Source organism: Erwinia sp. L03-1, from assembly GCF_058686115.1.
Genome location: NZ_CM178762.1, coordinates 3210143 through 3225610, shown reverse-complemented (window position 1 = coordinate 3225610; position 15468 = coordinate 3210143). Strand labels below are relative to the sequence as shown.

Sequence of the window (15468 nt, the reverse complement as noted above, 5' to 3'; positions counted from 1 at the left end):
CTATTTCCCCGCTGCGGCAGCAGCATTTTTCGCTTTACCGAGCCTGAGCTTTTTGCCAGGTCTGAACAGCGTCAGGCAAACGGCTGCCAGCACCACAATGGCCAGCAGTGAAAAAATCCACTTGACGGTCGAATAGCTTCCCGGTGAGAGCTGGAAAGGCCCCATCTGCACCACCTCAACGCGATCTTCATAGGTTTGTGCCGGGACAAAGACAATCGCGAGGTCTTTATCGCTTTTTCCGGCCAGCCCCGGAATACTGGTGGCGACCATCTGACGAATTCGTGGCTCAATGCTGTCGGGATCAAGATTGTTGTGATACTTAATAAATACCGAGGCGGAAGCCGGCTGGACAGGCTCGCCGGGTGCGAGACGCTCTGGCAGAACGACGTGTACGCGGGCAACAACAACGCCATCAATCTGCGCCAGGGTGGATTCCACTTCCTGAGAAAGCGCATAAATATAACGGGCGCGTTCTTCCATCGGGCTGGAAATCACCCCGCTTTTCTGAAATACCTCACCCAGGTTGGTTCGCGCCTTACGCGGCAGCCCGGCAGAGTCCAGGATCTTTACGCTGCGTTCAATATTCTCTGCATCCACCGCGACGGAAATACCTGATTTCTCAATCAGCTTTTGCGCGGCAATCTGATGCTGATTCAGCTCGGCAATAATGTCATTTGCGTCATTTTCTGCCAGCCCGCTAAACAGCACGGTTTTATCGCCGCAGCCCGCAAGCAGCAGCGCCAGCGCCAGGCACGCCAGCCATTTCAGCAAAAGTGTTTTCATTACGTCGCTACTGTAGGTTGGTCAGTTTATCGATGCTTTGCACGCCCTTGGCGACAATTTTCGCATTCATCAAATTTTCAATATAATAGTTCGATAAAGCCGAATTAGCCTGGCTAAATTCCAGTAAATTGGATGAGCGTGATGCTTTCTGTAAATCCTGAAAGGTCTCTTTTCTTTGCCGCTCGCTATTACTAAAGGAGCTGGCAAGGCCATTCATAAAGTGACTCACGCCATTAGGTGCGGAAACTTTTTCAACCTGTGGGTCTTCTTTTAGCTGGGCAGAAAAAAAATCAACGTCATTTTGTTCAGGCTGTGGCAGCAGGGACTTGTCATTAAGCTCGGTATGGCCTGGCCCTGATGGCAATTGTGATATTTTCATGGCTGTTGGCTCATCGTTGAAGGGTAAAATAGTGCGGTGAAGGTAGCACAGGCATCAAAGATGCCCATGCCCTAGCGTATCACTAATACTGGATTTTAACCTGGGAAGCCGCAGAGCCGGCCTGGGCTGCACTGTCCGCAATACCTTTGGTCTTACTATTCTGTCTATCCAGTTCGGCTTTTTCTACGGAGTCCTGCTGCATCTGTCCCTGGATCGCCTGCATCTGGGACATAAAATCGTTGCCATCAGCTGAGCTTTGGAGTTTGGTTGCTGACGAACCCAGTTCAGTATTTAACTGGCCGCCATCACTTGAAACTTTGCCTAATAAGTCTGAGATCAGGCTAGTAGCGCCACCACCAACTTTGAGACCTGCCATAATTTAACTCCTGATTTAAATGGATAGGGATAATTAACATCAGCGTCTTCATTTGTTAAGTGGGAGCGCGACGTAAAGGGTTCCAAATTAATTTTAATTTTTTCTGCAGAGAGTTAATCCCAAAATAACTGAATGAAAAATGTTCTCAGGCAACGATATTCAGGGACTTGATGCGATGATAAAGCGTACGACGGGGAATACCCAGTTCATGCACCACATCATCAATTTTATGGCCGTGTCGGTTCAGACAGTCTTTAATCAGGCTGCGTTCGATGCGGCGCAGACGATCTTTTAACAGGGTCGCCTCGCCATCGCCCGCTGAAATATTGCACAGCGGCGGCAGGCGTAATACGTGACGCTCGGCGGCCGCTTTCAGTTCACGGATATTTCCCGGCCAGCTATGCAGAAGCAGCGCTTCGTCCAGCGTTAACGATGAGGGAGGCACGGACTGCTTCAACCGCATGGCCGCCTCCAGCGTAAAGCGGCGAAACAGCGGAATAATCAGCTCGGCGTGAGAACGCACCGTTGGCGTCTCAATTTTGATGGTCGAAAGGCGAAAGTAAAGATCCCGTCGAAAACGCCCCTGCTCAACCAGCTCCGCCAGCGGCGTCTGCGAAGCGGCGATCACCCGCAGGTCGAGGGGCACGGGCTGAGTCGACCCCAGCCGCTGAATTGAACGGGTTTCCAGTACCCTCAGCAGCTTCGCCTGCAGAGTCAGCGGCATGCTGTCTATTTCATCCAGAAACAGGATGCCCTTATCCGACACCTCAATATAACCTGCGCGCGAATGGCTGGCCCCGGTATAGGCGCCGGCCATCACGCCAAACAGTTCGCTTTCTGCCAGATTTTCAGGGATAGCCGCGCAGTTTACCGGCACCAGCGGCCCCGTCACGCCAGAGAGCTGATAGATGCGGCGGGTTAACGTGTCTTTGCCTGTGCCGGTCTCACCTTCCAGCAGCAGATCGACCTTCAGCGGAGCGAGCGTGTTAACCATGGGATACAAATTGGCATGAATATCCGCCATCGTGGGTCCAATAACGCCGGTTGACGCTGTCACATCCCCCGTTATGGGAAACATTTCCTTACACCGTCCGGCAACATCGTGACAGATAATCCTTTTAATTGGCTGCTTATCACTATCTGTAATCATAATTTCTCCTGGATTCCCTCAGACGAATTTGAAAAATTCTGTTAGCACCCTGATACGAAATAAGAGATGGAACGGCATCTGCTGCGAGGCACGCTTTCAGCATCAGATTGTTCCGTAATGATCCTTAACTTTCGTTCACTATTTACCAGCCCGATGCAGGCGGCTATCAGTTTCCTCTGAACTTGTTGTGGGGATCTCCGTGCCATAAAGTAAGGAAATCCCTACATGACGGGTCGTTTCTGATGATAAGTTCATGTAAGTAATTGCATTATTATTGTTATTAATCGTTAGGATTTCGTAATTATAATTGCGAGATTTGTGTCTTAAATTTCTTTCGCTGGAACCTTTCTGGCTAGTTTCCCACCAAAAAAACGCGAAGAAGCCGGAAAGTTTCCAGGCTATTAGGGTGCGCTGTTTCACAGTGGCACTTATCTCATTCACTGGAGGTACTCATGAATCCCATGAATAGCGTAAATATGGGTGGTCAGTTAGGCGGTAGCAGCACAGCAAATAACAGCCCTTTTTTAAGTCAGATGGAGGCGATTAATCAGGCTAAATCTGAGCGCGCAGGGCAGGGCGTTAACTTTGGCACGCAGGGGGGCAACGGTACGGCGAACAGTGCGCTGGCCATACCGCTAAAAAATAGCCAGAGCGGTCAGGAAGTGAGTGAGGATCAGGATAGCACCAACGCGATTACTCAGCTGCTAAACGCGATTATTCAACTGCTACAGGGGCAGGGAAAAACGGGTGATAGCGGTAAAATCGCCAGTGAAGCCAGCGACGGTAGTAACGCCAGCGCTAACGGACCAACGGCTACCCAGAATGAGCAGGGCAGTAGCGACATGCTGACTCAGCTAATGGACATGATTAAGAAGATGCTGGGCCAGTCCTCTGAAGGCAGCGATAGCGCAGGCCAGTCAGCGAATGGCGACAGCGCTGCCGCACCCGCCTCGGCACAGAGCAGCAATGGCACTCAGGATAGCGGCTCGGAGAGTAACGGTATTGCCGGTAAACTGGGCGCCGCCCTGCAGATGTTGGGTCTGGGGGCTATCCTTTCGGCTCTTCAGGGCAGCGGAGCCAGTGCGCAGGGCAGTGGTGATGTCAGCAAGTGAATATGTGCTTTAACTGAGAAAAAGGGGGGCCGCTCCCTTATTTCAGATGGGGGAATAAGCCGCGTAACGCTTATTCCCCGGCTTATTCAGCTACCTGATGTATCGGACAGGCGCGAAGTCAACCGCGCTTCAATTTGTCTGGCGCCCCAGTCAACGGCTTTTGGCAGTGCTTTCTGCAGCGCTTTGCTGGCACGTTCTGCCGCGAGGGGGGCAAGAATTTCAGCGGCCGGCACCGAGGCAAAAACGGGCATCGAAAGAGCCAGGTTGGTCAGGTGATTCATCGCTGCCGTAGAAGCCGCATTGAATCCTTTGCTCGACATTGCCTGACTGACGGCCGTACGCGCCGAAAGCGTAGCCGCAAATCCGCCTGCCAGCAGGGCATTTTTGGTCATCCCGCTGGCCGTTAATACTTCACGACCCGCGCGAAGCGATTCCGTTGCCACATCAGCGGGGAATTTAGCCAGGCGTTTACCCGCGCCCTGTAATGGCGCAGTCAGGCCGTGGCTATTTTTCAGTGCGCGGTAGCGTTGCTTCCAGTCCACCCGGCCAAAAAGGTATTCAGCGCCCTCGCGGCTATATTTGCTGTTGACCGCATGGGTCACGGCGGACATCGCTCCACCGGCCGCCAGGCCGCCTCCCGCAGTAAGCCAGCTGTCTACCGCAGCTGCCGTCTTAGACCCTGCGGTTGCCGTTACGGCGGCAGCGGTTCCCAGACGCACCACATTTCGCACGCTGTAGGCCTGGATAGCGGCGGCATATTCCGCTGCCAGTCGCCCGGTTGTGGGTTTTTTGGCCTCAGCCGCCTGCTGCATTACCGGTTCAAGCTCGTCGTGTTCAGCGGCCAGCCACTGCGTATCTGCCGTGGCTTTATCAAGTAACGCGCAGCCGAAGGTGTCGGCAATCCCCGACTGTAATCCCGCATGCATACCAAGCTGAGCAGCGCCATGGGCAAAGGCGCTGAGCTGAGGGATCCGGTCAAAGGCGACCGATGCCACAGCAAACGGGATGGCGCGAACAGCGCCTCGGGTAACCTGTGCCACGCGGTCAAGCCGGCTACCTTTTGTGAGTACCGCTTCAATTGATTCGGGTGTTTCATTCATTGCATGAAGCTGGCGGGTGCGATCTTCGATCAGCTGGTGAAAATCAGCCTGATTATCGCCGTCAGTGTGATGCTCAAATAGCGCTGCCAGCTTGTAATGAATGGCCGCTTCGTTAGCAGAGTGATACTCAGTGCCCTGAATATGATAGACGCCGCGCTGGGTTGCGGCTTGGGTCTGGCTGGCATCGCTGTGTGTTGACGGTGAGGATGCCTGGGGATGTTCCGGAAGGGCATCATGAATGTCAGGTATCATGCTGTTGCGGGATGACGGGAGAGCAGGTGTGACCATGGGTTTACCTTATCGATACAGACGAATAAGGCTAAGTGGTAAAGAGCAGGCCAGGGTTCCCTCAGGCAATAAAGCGAGACGGCAAAAGCACATCCTGAAATCTTCATCTATACTCAAGCCACTACATCGTAGTGACTTTTTAATTTTGTTTGAGGGAAATGGAATGAAGATTATTCTCTGGATTATTGCCATCATTTTTATCGTGGGTCTGCTAACGCTTACTGGCGTGTTTAAAATACTGTTCTGATGGTAAAGGGACGACGGCTGCGCAAACGCGGCTGTCATCCTTTTCGCTTCGACTCAATGAATCGCTCCCCGGATGACGTCCAGCACTCATTATTTACCTGATGAAGTGAGGTTAAGCGTCCCTCCTGCGTTACGTCTCCACCTGCTAAAGTCTTATAGTAAGGGGTATCTGACAGCGTAAGAGGCCTGATGCAGTCCGCGCAAACCGCACCATAATGCCCCCCGTAACGCTTCTGCCCACTGGTAAAGATAAACTTCCCGCAGCCACATTTCGCGCATTTTAATACCATCATGCTTCTCTCGAATTTCAGGACTTATCCTATTTACTTGAGGTGATATTATCAAAGATTACCAGGATATCCATAAGATATGTTAATTTATTCTTGCTGAGCATTGTTTTTTAATGAAATTAATTTTCAGGAAACTTAAGATGTAGGTTACTGAAAATGCTTTAATAGAGTCTGAAAGGCGTAAAATAATTTTAAATTGATTGAGATCAAATTTTAGTTAAGACGCAGGAAATAAAGACAATATCGGTGTGCTGTGCTTATCATTTTTCTGACTCGCCCCGGAAGGGGCATGACGGGGAGTTTCAGGCATGTGCCTGGATCTGAAACAGCGGCGTGAATAATAATGTGTCAGCAAAAAAGGCGATATTTATCACTTTTTCGCGTTTCGCTACTGGACAAAAGGCTCGGCAATTGCTGTACTAACCGTCGACACAGTTTTGTGTCCATTTTTCATGTAAAGGTAATATAGATGTCTAAGATCAAAGGTAGCGTTAAGTGGTTTAATGAGTCCAAAGGATTCGGTTTCATTACTCCTGAAGATGGTAGCAAAGACGTGTTCGTTCACTTCTCTGCCATCCAGAGCAATGGTTTCAAAACTCTCGCTGAAGGTCAGCGCGTAGAGTTCGAAATCACCAACGGTGCCAAAGGCCCATCTGCTGCTAACGTTGCCGCTATTTAAGTTATCAGACAGAATTTTTAAAACCCGCCGATCGGCGGGTTTTTTTTTGTCCCATTCACCCTTAATTAAGACGCGTTGCGATAACCGCGATGGCTTATCGGGCAAAGAACTGCTGAAGCCACAGTACGGCAATCAGGACGCTTATCATTACAGCAACGGCTTCACTTACAGATTTAGGTAATGCGCTCATTCTGCTTCCTTCTGTCTTTATTCTTAAGTAAGAGTGTGACCAGGGATTATGAAGGAAACATTAAAACGCCCCGATTGACATCCCACCCAGTATTGCAGGCTTAACGTGGAGCAAAAGTATGATAATTCGACTCGCCGCAGAAAAAGACAGTTTTGCCCTTAGCGCCCTGTTAACCGAATTAGGTTATGAAGGTACCCATCGCTTTATTGAGCGGCGGCTGGCGCAGTTAATTAACGATGATACCGAACGCCTTCTGGTGGCTGAACAGGATAACAGCGTGCTGGGCTTTCTTTCGCTGCATTTTATTCCTCAGCTGGCACTGGAAGGTGATTTTGCCCGGGTCAGTTACTTTTGCATCGCCGATGGCGAACGCAGTAAAGGCGCCGGTCAGCAGCTGCTGCAATATGCTGAAAATCTGGCTCAGGCGCGCGGCTGCGATCGGATGGAAGTGCACTGCCATGAACACCGTATTAAAGCCAATGCGTTTTATGCCCGCGAAGGCTACACCGAATCACCCTGCTATATGGTTAAACCTCTGCTGATAGCGGGCTGAGATCCGCAGGGTTAAACCTCTGCTGATAGCGTGCTGAGATCCGCAGGGTTAAACCTCCGCTGATAAGGGGCTGAGATCCGTACCACTGGCCAGGATCAAGGCATCAGCGATGGGAGCAATATCTTCATTGGCTAGCCTGGACGTGGCGACGCGAATAAACTGTACGCCGCCGCTGCGGCAGCGTTCGCCTGGCAGGACGGCAATCCCCCGTGCCGCGAGGGTAATCATCGCAAACTGCTCTGACTGCACCGGCACAAAAAGGCTTAAGCCATCTCTGTCCGGCAGCGACAGCCCGCGTTTTTCCAGCGCCTTCAGCAGCAGACGCCGCCGCGTGGCGTAGACGACTTTCGCCTGCTGGATCAGCTGCTGGGTATTGCGGTCATCGAGCATCCAGGCGACAGCATGCTGGAGGATCCTGCTGGTCCAGCTGGCACCAAAATTACGCCACGAGTGGATGCGTTTAATCAGCGGTTCTGGCCCTGATAGCACTGCAAGCCTCAGGTCCGGGCCATAGGCTTTAGAAAATGAGCGTACGTGCAGCGTCCTCTCCGGATAGTAGCTCCCCAGGCTCCATACCGGATGGGCAGAGAGTTCCCCAATCCCATCATCTTCAATAATCAGCGTCCGCGTTCCCAGCAGCACTTTTGCCAGCGCCTCGTTGCGGGCTTCACTGACTCTGATACCGGTGGCGGAATGCGTTCCCGGCTGATAAATCATCGCCGTCGCACCCTTAGTCAGCAGCTTTGCCAGTGCCCCCGGCAGCGGTCCATGCTCATCACAGGCAAGCGGCAAGACATCGGCACCGACATTGTCCAGCATATCCAGCAGCCGGGCCGCACTGGGATCTTCTATGATCACTTTCTCTCCTGGGGTGAGAAGCGTCTGCATAATGCAGTTCATGGCATCAAAGCCGCCATCCGTCGCCAGCCATGCCTGGGCAGGGAAGGGCCAGCGGGGTTTTACCGCAGCCAGCAGCGCAGGTGCGATAGGTTCGCGCTGGTAGCTATTGAGCTGCGGGCATGCAATACCCTGCATCATCGCTTCCTGCAGATTGGGTAGCAGAGCGGGATCGGGCGAGGCCATGGCGAGATCGGCGCGGATGGCATCGCCATAGTTGCCGATCTTCTCAAAACGCACCGGACGCGGCGAGATGTTGTCGCCACATACCCAGACGCCGCTTCGTCCTTTTCCCGCAATGACCTTTTGCTTCCGAAGCTGCCCCCAGGCGGCAGAAACGGTAGCCGGGCTGACTGCCAACGCTTCGGCCAGCCCGCGTACCGAAGGCAGGTGGGTACCCATCGGGATCTCCCCATCGCGGATCAGCGCTGACGTCACTGCCGCAATGCCCTTTACGCTGGCGTCGGTAATCCGTTCTGCCAGCCAGTTTACGTCAAGCGATCCGGTCATAAGAATTCCCTTTGTTCAGTAACAAAGTAAAGATTGTACAGCTATTATTCTCGATCTAGTATCGAATTCAAGCAAAAAGTGAACGCTTTTTACACGGTTTAGCGGCCGATCCCTGATACAGAGAGAATGTCATGATTACCATCAGACTGGCAGTACGCGACTGGGACTACTTTACCCCGCTGGCCCTGGGCGATATTAAGCCGCAGGGCTTTAGGCTGGAAGTTCACCGCGTGGGAACGCTGGTGGGCGATCTGGCGAACAGCCGCGACTATGATGCGGCTGAGATATCCTTCAGCCGCTATGCTCAGAGCAGGGCCAGGGGAGAAGACCCGGTGCTGGCGCTACCCCATTTTCTGATGCGCGGCTTTCGTCAGCGCTGCATCATTACGACCGAACACAGCCCGCTGGTATCACTGGATCAGCTCAAGGGGAAAAAAATAGGCGTTACCGGCTGGCAGGATTCAGGCAATACCTGGACCCGGGCGCTGCTGCGTGAGGCCGGCGTTGATATCGGGAGGGCTTACTGGTTTGCCGGCCGCTTAACGGCGGACCATCCTGTAGAGGATCGGCTCGCCGGGTTTGGTCGTCCGGGATGCATTGAAGCCGCTCCGGGAGAGCGCCCGCTGATTGAGCTGCTGAGGGCAGGTGAACTGGATGCGGTATTTACCCCTTTTATGCCGCAGGGCTTCTTCCTGAAAGGGTCGGGCCTGCGGCAGTTGCAGACTGATTTTCGTCAGGCCGAACGCGAATATTTTGATCGGGTGGGTTATATCCCCGGTCATCACCTGCTGGCCTACAAACACGAGATCGCTAATGCCCACCCTGACATCGTGAAGGAGCTGAGTGAGCTGATCGATCAATCGGCCAGACTGTGGCAGGCAAAACGTGAGAAATATGCGGATACCACCCCCTGGCTGCTCGATGATTTGCGACGCACCGCGCAGGATTTGCCGGCCAGCTGGAATGATAACGGTTTTGACGCTAACAAAGAGATGATTGCTGCGTTTGGCAAAGAACTTTTCGAACAGGGCATTATCCCCACCTGCCTGACGCCCGCCATGCTATTTCCGGCAGTAACCTGAGGAGCACTGAAATGAAAGTTGCATTAGGACAGTTTGCGGTCAGCCGCGAATGGCAGGAAAACGCCACGATTTGCACCGATCTGATGACGAAGGCTGAAGCTGGAGGTGCTGATTTGTTGGTGCTGCCCGAGGGCGTACTGGCGCGGGATATTGCTGACCCGGATCTGGTGCTAAAGGCCGCCCAGCCGTTGGATGGTCCCTTCCTTAGCGAAATATATGCCGCCAGTCGTGGAAATACGCTCACCACCATGATGACCGTACATGTGCCCGCGGACGAAGGTAAGGCACTGAATGTTTTGATCGCTATTCGCAATGGGGAAATTATCGCCCGTTATGACAAGCTGCATCTTTACGATGCCTTCGCGATGCAGGAGTCGCGCAATGTTTCTGCGGGTCTGACCGTGCCCCCGCTGGTGGACGTGGCCGGAATGAAAGTCGGCCTGATGACCTGTTATGACGTGCGTTTTCCCGAGCTGGCCCGCCGCCTGGTGCTCGATGGAGCCGATGTTCTGGTCTTGCCCGCTGCCTGGGTCAAAGGCCCGCTGAAGGAAATGCACTGGGAGGTGCTGGTAACCGCCCGTGCGCTGGAAAATACCTGCTATCTGGTGGCCGTGGGTGAGTGTGGCCCGCGCAATATTGGTAACAGCCTGGTCGTGGATCCGCTTGGCGTGTCGATAGCGAAAGCCGCAGAAGCGCCGGCGCTGGTTTTTGCCGAGCTGGATCCGGCCCGTATCGCCCACGCGCGCAGCGTTTTGCCGGTACTCGAAAATCGTCGTTTTGATCGTCCTGAACTGATCCAACCCTGAGATAAAGGGCGTGGCAGGCTATCCACCATTAAGACACCGGGGAAACGAACAATGAAAAAGATTGCGCTGGCACTGGCTCTGGGCTTATCCGCTAGCCTGGCACAGGCCGCAGAGGCCATTCCTGTACAAAAGGTCGACCAGGCACTGCATGACCGTCTGCCGCCTGATATCCAAAAGGCGGGCAGGATGATTTCGGTGAATAATGGCTCCTTTCCGCCCTATGAAATTGTAGAAGGGCCCTCTTCGATGAGCGGTGCATCAGCCGACCTCACCGGGGCGCTGGCGCAGCTGCTGGGTATCAAAATCGAGCATGCTACCGTCAGCGGGCTGTCGGGCGTGCTCGCCGGCATCAAATCTGGCCGCTATCAGCTGGCGATTGGCCCCATTGGGGATTACCCGGAGCGCCAGCAGAAAAATGATTTCATCGACTTTGTGCAGGAGTTCGTGGTGTTTGCCGTACAGAAGGGCAATCCGTTGCAGATTAACGATCTGGAGAGTACCTGCGGTAAGCGAATTGCGGTGATGGCGGGAGGGTCGGCGGAACAGGTCATTCGCAGGCAGTCTGAGGTCTGTACCGGGGCGGGTAAACCAGCGGTGGTTATCCAGTCATTCGCCGATCAGCCCTCGTCGATTCTGGCGGTGCGCTCTAAGCGTTCGGATGCCTTTTTCTCGTCGCAGGCACCGCTGGTGTGGTTTGTTGACCAGGCGAACGGACAGCTTGAGCTGACCGGCCAGGGCAAGGAAAATGGCTTCGGCGATATTTTCCAGGGCACCGTGGTGCCGAAAGACGCCGCGCTTGGCAAAGTGGTGCTTGCGGGGTATCAGAAGCTTTTTGCTAACGGCACCTATGCCGCCATTATGAAGAAGTGGAAGCTTGAGGGGAACGCGCTAACTGCCCCGGGGATTAACCTGGCGCAAGGAGCAGCAAAATGACCCCAGGCGGCAGCGATCCGCGCGCTGGGGGCAGTGCGAGCGCTGGCGAATGGGCTGACGTGCAGCTGCGCGATGTGGCCTGTGCACGCAGCGCCCCGCGCTACGGACGGCTGGTCAGCTGGGTCCTGGTACTGGCGATCGCCGCTAACGTCCTGTGGCTGGTGGCTACTAACCCCAATTTTGAATGGGGCGTGGTGGGCAAATGGTTTACCGAAGGCTCGGTGCTCAGGGGCTTGCAGGTCACGCTGGGGCTGACGGTCGTCTCCATGATCCTGGGCACCCTGCTGGGGCTGCTGCTGGCGGTGGCGCGGCTGGCGGATAATCGCCTGCTGAGCGGACTGGCCAGATTGTATATCTGGTTTTTTCGCGGGACGCCGCTGCTGGTACAGCTCATTTTCTGGTACAACATGTCGACGCTCTTCCCGACGGTTACCCTGGGTATTCCCTTTGGTGGGCCAGTACTGGCCAGCTGGAATACCAACTATCTGATCACTCCCCTGACGGCGGCTATTGCAGGCCTGGCGCTGAATGAAGCGGCCTATATGGCAGAAATTATTCGCGCAGGTCTGCAATCAGTCGACAGCGGGCAGGTGGAAACCACCCAGGCTTTTGGCATGAGCCGCGCGCGTGCGCTGCGCCGTATCATTATTCCCCAGGCCATGCGGTCAATTATTCCCCCTACCGGCAATCAGCTGATCGGTATGATCAAGGCGACCTCGCTGGTGAGCGTGATTGCGATGGGCGATCTGCTCTATTCCGTTCAGTCGATCTATAACCGCACCTTTGAAGTTATTCCGATGCTGTTGGTGGCCGTTATCTGGTATCTGCTCATCACCTCTGTACTGAACGTCGGACAGTCGGCGATTGAGCGCTACTTCTCACGCAGCGTCCGACGCACGCTGTCGGCAACCCGTCGGCGATTACCCGCAGCGGACAGCAAAGCCACTCCGATGGTTAACCGTCCTTTTATGCATAAGGAGGATCTGTGAACGAGACTCAGCCGCTGGTGCGGGCGCGAAACGTGCAGAAAAGCTATGGCGATAATGAAGTGCTCAAAGGGGTGGATCTGGATGTTATGTCGGGTGAGGTGGTGGTGATCCTCGGGCCGTCCGGCTCGGGAAAATCGACCTTTCTACGCTGCATTAACCACCTTGAAGAGCTAAATGCGGGTTCGATTATGGTGAGCGGTAGCCAGCCCGGCTATACCCTGAAAAAAGGACGGCTACAGCGCCTGCCGCCGCGTAAAATCGCCCGGCAGCGGCAGAAAATTGGCATGGTGTTTCAGCAGTTCAATCTTTACCCGCATATGACCGTTTTGCAAAATATCATCGAGGCACCGATTGGGGTACACAAGGTGCCGCGTGATGAGGCTACGCGCTATGCCAGAGAGCTGCTGGCCACGGTGGGACTGAGTGACAAGGCGGATGCCTGGCCGGGGAATCTCTCCGGCGGTCAGCAGCAGCGCGTTGCTATTGCCAGAGCGCTGGCGATTCGTCCCGAGCTGATGCTTTTCGATGAGCCTACTTCGGCGCTGGATCCTGAGCTGGTGGGCGAAGTGCTGGCAATCATGCGCAATCTGGCTGACCAGGGACTGACAATGATTGTGGTGACGCATGAGATAGGCTTTGCCCGTGAAGCCGCAGATCGGGTGGTATTTATGGATGGCGGGGTAGTAGTTGAGCAGGGGCCGCCAGAAGACGTTTTGGTTAATCCGCGACATCCCCGTTTCCAGACTTTTCTCAGCCGTTTTATCTGATATCATTTAGCGCTCAATCTGTGCAGATATTACTCTGTTACAGATTGCGGTTGTATTGACCGGCGTTCTGCGCGTTAATACACGTTATCGTTATTGGCCGTAACACGGGTCAGATTAGAAAAGAAGGTGTGTATGGAAGGTATCAGTATTGCGAAGCTGCTGATTATCGGTGCTCTGATCGTATTATTGTTCGGAACCAATAAGTTGCGTTCTCTCGGTGGCGATCTGGGGTCGGCGATCAAAGGCTTCAAAAAAGCCATGAGTGACGACGATTCTTCCGCTAAAAAAGCGCCGGTTGCCGAAGAAAAGCCCGCAGAGCAGGTTATTCACAAAGATTAAACGCCGTTGGGTGAATAAAAAAACGGATGACACAGTCATCCGTTTTTTGTTTGTGTTGCATGTATGTAAATAAATATGACAAATGGGCGGGCTGCCGCACGCCCGTCAACTTATTTCACTTCCAGCCCTTTTGCCTGCATATCCGCATGATACGACGAGCGCACAAAGGGACCGCACGCGGCATGGGTAAAGCCCATTTCCATTGCGGCTTCTTTCATTTCATCAAATTCCGCCGGGCTGACGTAGCGCTGAACCGGCAGATGATGGCGGCTGGGCTGGAGATACTGGCCGAGCGTCAACATGGTCACGCCGTGACGTCGCAGGTCGCGCATCACCTCAATAATTTCTGCATTGGTTTCACCCAGCCCGACCATCAGACCTGATTTGGTCGGCAGTTCGGGGTGGGCCTCTTTAAAACGCTCCAGCAGCTTAAGCGACCAGTCGTAGTTTGCACCGGGGCGAACCTGCCGGTAAACGCGCGGCACGTTTTCCAGATTGTGATTAAAGACGTCCGGCGGCGTGGCGTTGAGGATCTCCAGCGCACGATCCATACGGCCCCTGAAATCAGGCACCAGCGTTTCAATTTTGATGGTCGGGTTTTTAGCGCGGATAGCGCTAATGCAGTCGGCAAAGTGCTGAGCGCCGCCGTCGCGCAGATCGTCGCGGTCTACGGAGGTGATGACCACGTAGCGTAACGCCATATCCGCGATGGTCTGTGCCAGCTTTTCCGGCTCATTCATATCAGGGGCAACGGGACGGCCGTGGGCGACATCACAGAAGGGGCAGCGGCGGGTACAGATGGCGCCGAGGATCATAAAGGTGGCGGTGCCGTGGTTAAAGCATTCTGCCAGGTTAGGGCAGGAAGCCTCTTCGCAGACGGAGTGCAGGCCATTTTTCCGCATGGCCGCTTTGATACCCTGGATGCGGCTGGAATCCGCGGGGAGCTTGATCTTCATCCATTCCGGCTTGCGTAAAATTTCCGTGCGCTCGGTGACGACGGTTTTTACCGGGATCAGCGCCATTTTGTCTGCGTCGCGGTATTTTACGCCGCGTTCCATCTGAATGGGTTTACTCATAATCTAGCAGGTTCCAGGTTGGCATGCGCCGGGTGCGCATAACACTTAATGAGTTGTTTAACCATCATCCTTCAGATAATCAGCGGGGCTGTTTCCTGAAGGCCAGGGGTGAGGCTCAACTTTTTTGATAAAAGCGCGAAAATTATATCATCCCGCCCGCCGCTTTTCAGCCAGGTCGCCGCATTAAATGTGACGGAATTGTAAATTAACTCGCGCTTATACGAGCGGCAGACTGTCGCCTTCCAGCCAGATAATCTCGGAGCAGCCCAGCTGCCGGGCGAAGTTTTCAATCAGCAGCGGGCCAACCTCAGCAGGCTGAACGTCCGGCTTAAGCGCGCTAAGCTGCGTCATTTCCAGACCGGCATAGCCGCAGGGATTGATGCGCAGGAAAGGCGAGAGATCCATCGCGACATTTAGCGCCAGACCGTGGAACGAGCAGCCTTTACGGATGCGCAGTCCCAGCGAGCAGATCTTTTTGTCATCCACGTACACGCCCGGTGCATCGGGTCTTGCACAAGCGGAGAGAGAAAAGCAGGCGAGGGTGTCGATAACCGTTTGCTCAATAGCCGTCACCAGCTGTCGCACGCCGATTTTTCTGCGCTTGAGGTTAACCATTACGTACATCACCTGCTGTCCGGGGCCGTGATAGGTTACCTGACCGCCGCGATCGCTCTGAACGACAGGGATATCCCCGGTCATGAGCAGATGTTCCGCCTTACCCGCCTGTCCCTGAGTGAATACCGGCGGATGCTCAACCAGCCAGATTTCATCGGGCGTCGCGTCGTCGCGTCGATCGGTAAAGGTATGCATGGCCTGTGAAACAGGCTCCCAGGGCTGGAAACCCAGCTGGCGAATAAGCAGCGTATCTGGTGACAAAACGAGTGGTCCGTTCAATATTCGGCAGGGGAGTATAGCGTTTGCGG

17 protein-coding genes are annotated in these 15468 nt (G+C 54.2%); 9 read left to right on the top strand and 8 right to left on the bottom strand.

Annotation, left to right across the window (positions count from 1 at the left end):
- The 4 genes from sctJ to AC4PCC_RS14875 all read right to left on the bottom strand — a co-directional run bounded on the left by sctJ (position 1) and on the right by AC4PCC_RS14875 (position 2616).
- A complete protein-coding gene (gene sctJ / locus AC4PCC_RS14890) occupies positions 1–783 on the bottom strand; it encodes a type III secretion system inner membrane ring lipoprotein SctJ (RefSeq protein ID WP_492125023.1) in 783 nt (260 codons plus the stop codon).
- 7 nt (positions 784–790) lie between these two features.
- Positions 791–1162 carry an EscF/YscF/HrpA family type III secretion system needle major subunit gene (locus tag AC4PCC_RS14885; protein WP_492125022.1) on the bottom strand — a complete coding sequence of 124 codons (372 nt, stop codon included), beginning with the start codon at positions 1160–1162 and terminating at the stop codon, positions 791–793.
- An 82-nt stretch (positions 1163–1244) separates the two neighbouring features.
- Complete coding sequence (locus tag AC4PCC_RS14880) at positions 1245–1538, bottom strand: hypothetical protein (protein WP_492125021.1); 294 nt, start codon at positions 1536–1538, stop codon at positions 1245–1247.
- Positions 1539–1683: 145 nt separating this feature from the next.
- A complete protein-coding gene (locus AC4PCC_RS14875; protein ID WP_492127534.1) occupies positions 1684–2616 on the bottom strand; it encodes a sigma 54-interacting transcriptional regulator in 933 nt (310 codons plus the stop codon).
- Positions 2617–3140: 524 nt separating this feature from the next.
- Here AC4PCC_RS14875 and AC4PCC_RS14870 point away from each other — a divergent pair.
- Positions 3141–3800 carry a hypothetical protein gene (locus AC4PCC_RS14870; RefSeq protein ID WP_492125020.1) on the top strand — a complete coding sequence of 220 codons (660 nt, stop codon included), beginning with the start codon at positions 3141–3143 and terminating at the stop codon, positions 3798–3800.
- A gap of 86 nt (positions 3801–3886) precedes the next feature.
- On the opposite strand, the gene AC4PCC_RS14865 is transcribed toward AC4PCC_RS14870, so the two are convergent.
- Positions 3887–5188 carry a hypothetical protein gene (locus AC4PCC_RS14865; RefSeq protein ID WP_492125019.1) on the bottom strand — a complete coding sequence of 434 codons (1302 nt, stop codon included), beginning with the start codon at positions 5186–5188 and terminating at the stop codon, positions 3887–3889.
- Between the two features lie 1005 nt (positions 5189–6193).
- Here AC4PCC_RS14865 and cspE point away from each other — a divergent pair.
- Both cspE and AC4PCC_RS14855 read left to right on the top strand, forming a co-directional pair.
- A complete protein-coding gene (cspE, locus tag AC4PCC_RS14860) occupies positions 6194–6403 on the top strand; it encodes a transcription antiterminator/RNA stability regulator CspE (RefSeq protein WP_004156612.1) in 210 nt (69 codons plus the stop codon).
- A 308-nt stretch (positions 6404–6711) separates the two neighbouring features.
- Positions 6712–7146, top strand: coding sequence for a GNAT family N-acetyltransferase (locus AC4PCC_RS14855; RefSeq protein ID WP_492125018.1), 435 nt, complete (start codon positions 6712–6714; stop codon positions 7144–7146).
- A gap of 48 nt (positions 7147–7194) precedes the next feature.
- On the opposite strand, the gene AC4PCC_RS14850 is transcribed toward AC4PCC_RS14855, so the two are convergent.
- Positions 7195–8553 carry an aminotransferase-like domain-containing protein gene (locus AC4PCC_RS14850; RefSeq protein WP_492125017.1) on the bottom strand — a complete coding sequence of 453 codons (1359 nt, stop codon included), beginning with the start codon at positions 8551–8553 and terminating at the stop codon, positions 7195–7197.
- A gap of 131 nt (positions 8554–8684) precedes the next feature.
- On the opposite strand from AC4PCC_RS14850, the gene AC4PCC_RS14845 reads away from it, so the two are divergent.
- The 6 genes from AC4PCC_RS14845 to tatE all read left to right on the top strand — a co-directional run bounded on the left by AC4PCC_RS14845 (position 8685) and on the right by tatE (position 13469).
- Positions 8685–9635, top strand: coding sequence for an ABC transporter substrate-binding protein (locus tag AC4PCC_RS14845; RefSeq protein ID WP_492125016.1), 951 nt, complete (start codon positions 8685–8687; stop codon positions 9633–9635).
- A gap of 11 nt (positions 9636–9646) precedes the next feature.
- Positions 9647–10441, top strand: coding sequence for a deaminated glutathione amidase (locus AC4PCC_RS14840; RefSeq protein ID WP_492125015.1), 795 nt, complete (start codon positions 9647–9649; stop codon positions 10439–10441).
- 51 nt (positions 10442–10492) lie between these two features.
- Positions 10493–11374: an ABC transporter substrate-binding protein gene (locus AC4PCC_RS14835; RefSeq protein WP_492125014.1), complete on the top strand. Its 882-nt coding sequence runs from the start codon at positions 10493–10495 to the stop codon at positions 11372–11374.
- The gene (locus AC4PCC_RS14830) at positions 11371–12363 is read left to right on the top strand and encodes an amino acid ABC transporter permease (protein WP_492125013.1); all 993 of its coding nucleotides are present in this window, start codon (positions 11371–11373) and stop codon (positions 12361–12363) included. Before AC4PCC_RS14835 ends, AC4PCC_RS14830 begins: the two co-directional genes overlap by 4 nt.
- Complete coding sequence (locus tag AC4PCC_RS14825) at positions 12360–13130, top strand: amino acid ABC transporter ATP-binding protein (RefSeq protein WP_492125012.1); 771 nt, start codon at positions 12360–12362, stop codon at positions 13128–13130. Before AC4PCC_RS14830 ends, AC4PCC_RS14825 begins: the two co-directional genes overlap by 4 nt.
- A 132-nt stretch (positions 13131–13262) precedes the next feature.
- Positions 13263–13469 carry a twin-arginine translocase subunit TatE gene (gene tatE, locus AC4PCC_RS14820; protein ID WP_067705504.1) on the top strand — a complete coding sequence of 69 codons (207 nt, stop codon included), beginning with the start codon at positions 13263–13265 and terminating at the stop codon, positions 13467–13469.
- 110 nt (positions 13470–13579) lie between these two features.
- On the opposite strand, the gene lipA is transcribed toward tatE, so the two are convergent.
- Positions 13580–14545, bottom strand: a complete 966-nt coding sequence (gene lipA, locus AC4PCC_RS14815) for a lipoyl synthase (protein ID WP_067705506.1) — start codon at positions 14543–14545, stop codon at positions 13580–13582.
- A 216-nt stretch (positions 14546–14761) separates the two neighbouring features.
- A complete protein-coding gene (gene lipB / locus AC4PCC_RS14810) occupies positions 14762–15421 on the bottom strand; it encodes a lipoyl(octanoyl) transferase LipB (RefSeq protein ID WP_492125011.1) in 660 nt (219 codons plus the stop codon).
- Positions 15422–15468: the final 47 nt, after the last annotated feature.

What these genes read in the sequence shown, in the direction of transcription:
- AC4PCC_RS14830 (WP_492125013.1), top strand. Translation starts at nt 11,371, where the DNA reads ATGACCCCAGGCGGCAGCGATCCGCGCGCTGGGGGCAGTGCGAGCGCT.
- AC4PCC_RS14885 (WP_492125022.1), bottom strand. Translation starts at nt 1,162, where the DNA reads ATGAAAATATCACAATTGCCATCAGGGCCAGGCCATACCGAGCTTAAT.
- AC4PCC_RS14865 (WP_492125019.1), bottom strand. Translation starts at nt 5,188, where the DNA reads ATGGTCACACCTGCTCTCCCGTCATCCCGCAACAGCATGATACCTGAC.
- tatE (WP_067705504.1), top strand. Translation starts at nt 13,263, where the DNA reads ATGGAAGGTATCAGTATTGCGAAGCTGCTGATTATCGGTGCTCTGATC.
- lipA (WP_067705506.1), bottom strand. Translation starts at nt 14,545, where the DNA reads ATGAGTAAACCCATTCAGATGGAACGCGGCGTAAAATACCGCGACGCA.
- AC4PCC_RS14880 (WP_492125021.1), bottom strand. Translation starts at nt 1,538, where the DNA reads ATGGCAGGTCTCAAAGTTGGTGGTGGCGCTACTAGCCTGATCTCAGAC.
- AC4PCC_RS14875 (WP_492127534.1), bottom strand. Translation starts at nt 2,616, where the DNA reads ATGTTTCCCATAACGGGGGATGTGACAGCGTCAACCGGCGTTATTGGA.
- cspE (WP_004156612.1), top strand. Translation starts at nt 6,194, where the DNA reads ATGTCTAAGATCAAAGGTAGCGTTAAGTGGTTTAATGAGTCCAAAGGA.
- AC4PCC_RS14845 (WP_492125016.1), top strand. Translation starts at nt 8,685, where the DNA reads ATGATTACCATCAGACTGGCAGTACGCGACTGGGACTACTTTACCCCG.
- AC4PCC_RS14835 (WP_492125014.1), top strand. Translation starts at nt 10,493, where the DNA reads ATGAAAAAGATTGCGCTGGCACTGGCTCTGGGCTTATCCGCTAGCCTG.
- AC4PCC_RS14855 (WP_492125018.1), top strand. Translation starts at nt 6,712, where the DNA reads ATGATAATTCGACTCGCCGCAGAAAAAGACAGTTTTGCCCTTAGCGCC.
- AC4PCC_RS14870 (WP_492125020.1), top strand. Translation starts at nt 3,141, where the DNA reads ATGAATCCCATGAATAGCGTAAATATGGGTGGTCAGTTAGGCGGTAGC.
- sctJ (WP_492125023.1), bottom strand. Translation starts at nt 783, where the DNA reads ATGAAAACACTTTTGCTGAAATGGCTGGCGTGCCTGGCGCTGGCGCTG.
- AC4PCC_RS14850 (WP_492125017.1), bottom strand. Translation starts at nt 8,553, where the DNA reads ATGACCGGATCGCTTGACGTAAACTGGCTGGCAGAACGGATTACCGAC.
- AC4PCC_RS14840 (WP_492125015.1), top strand. Translation starts at nt 9,647, where the DNA reads ATGAAAGTTGCATTAGGACAGTTTGCGGTCAGCCGCGAATGGCAGGAA.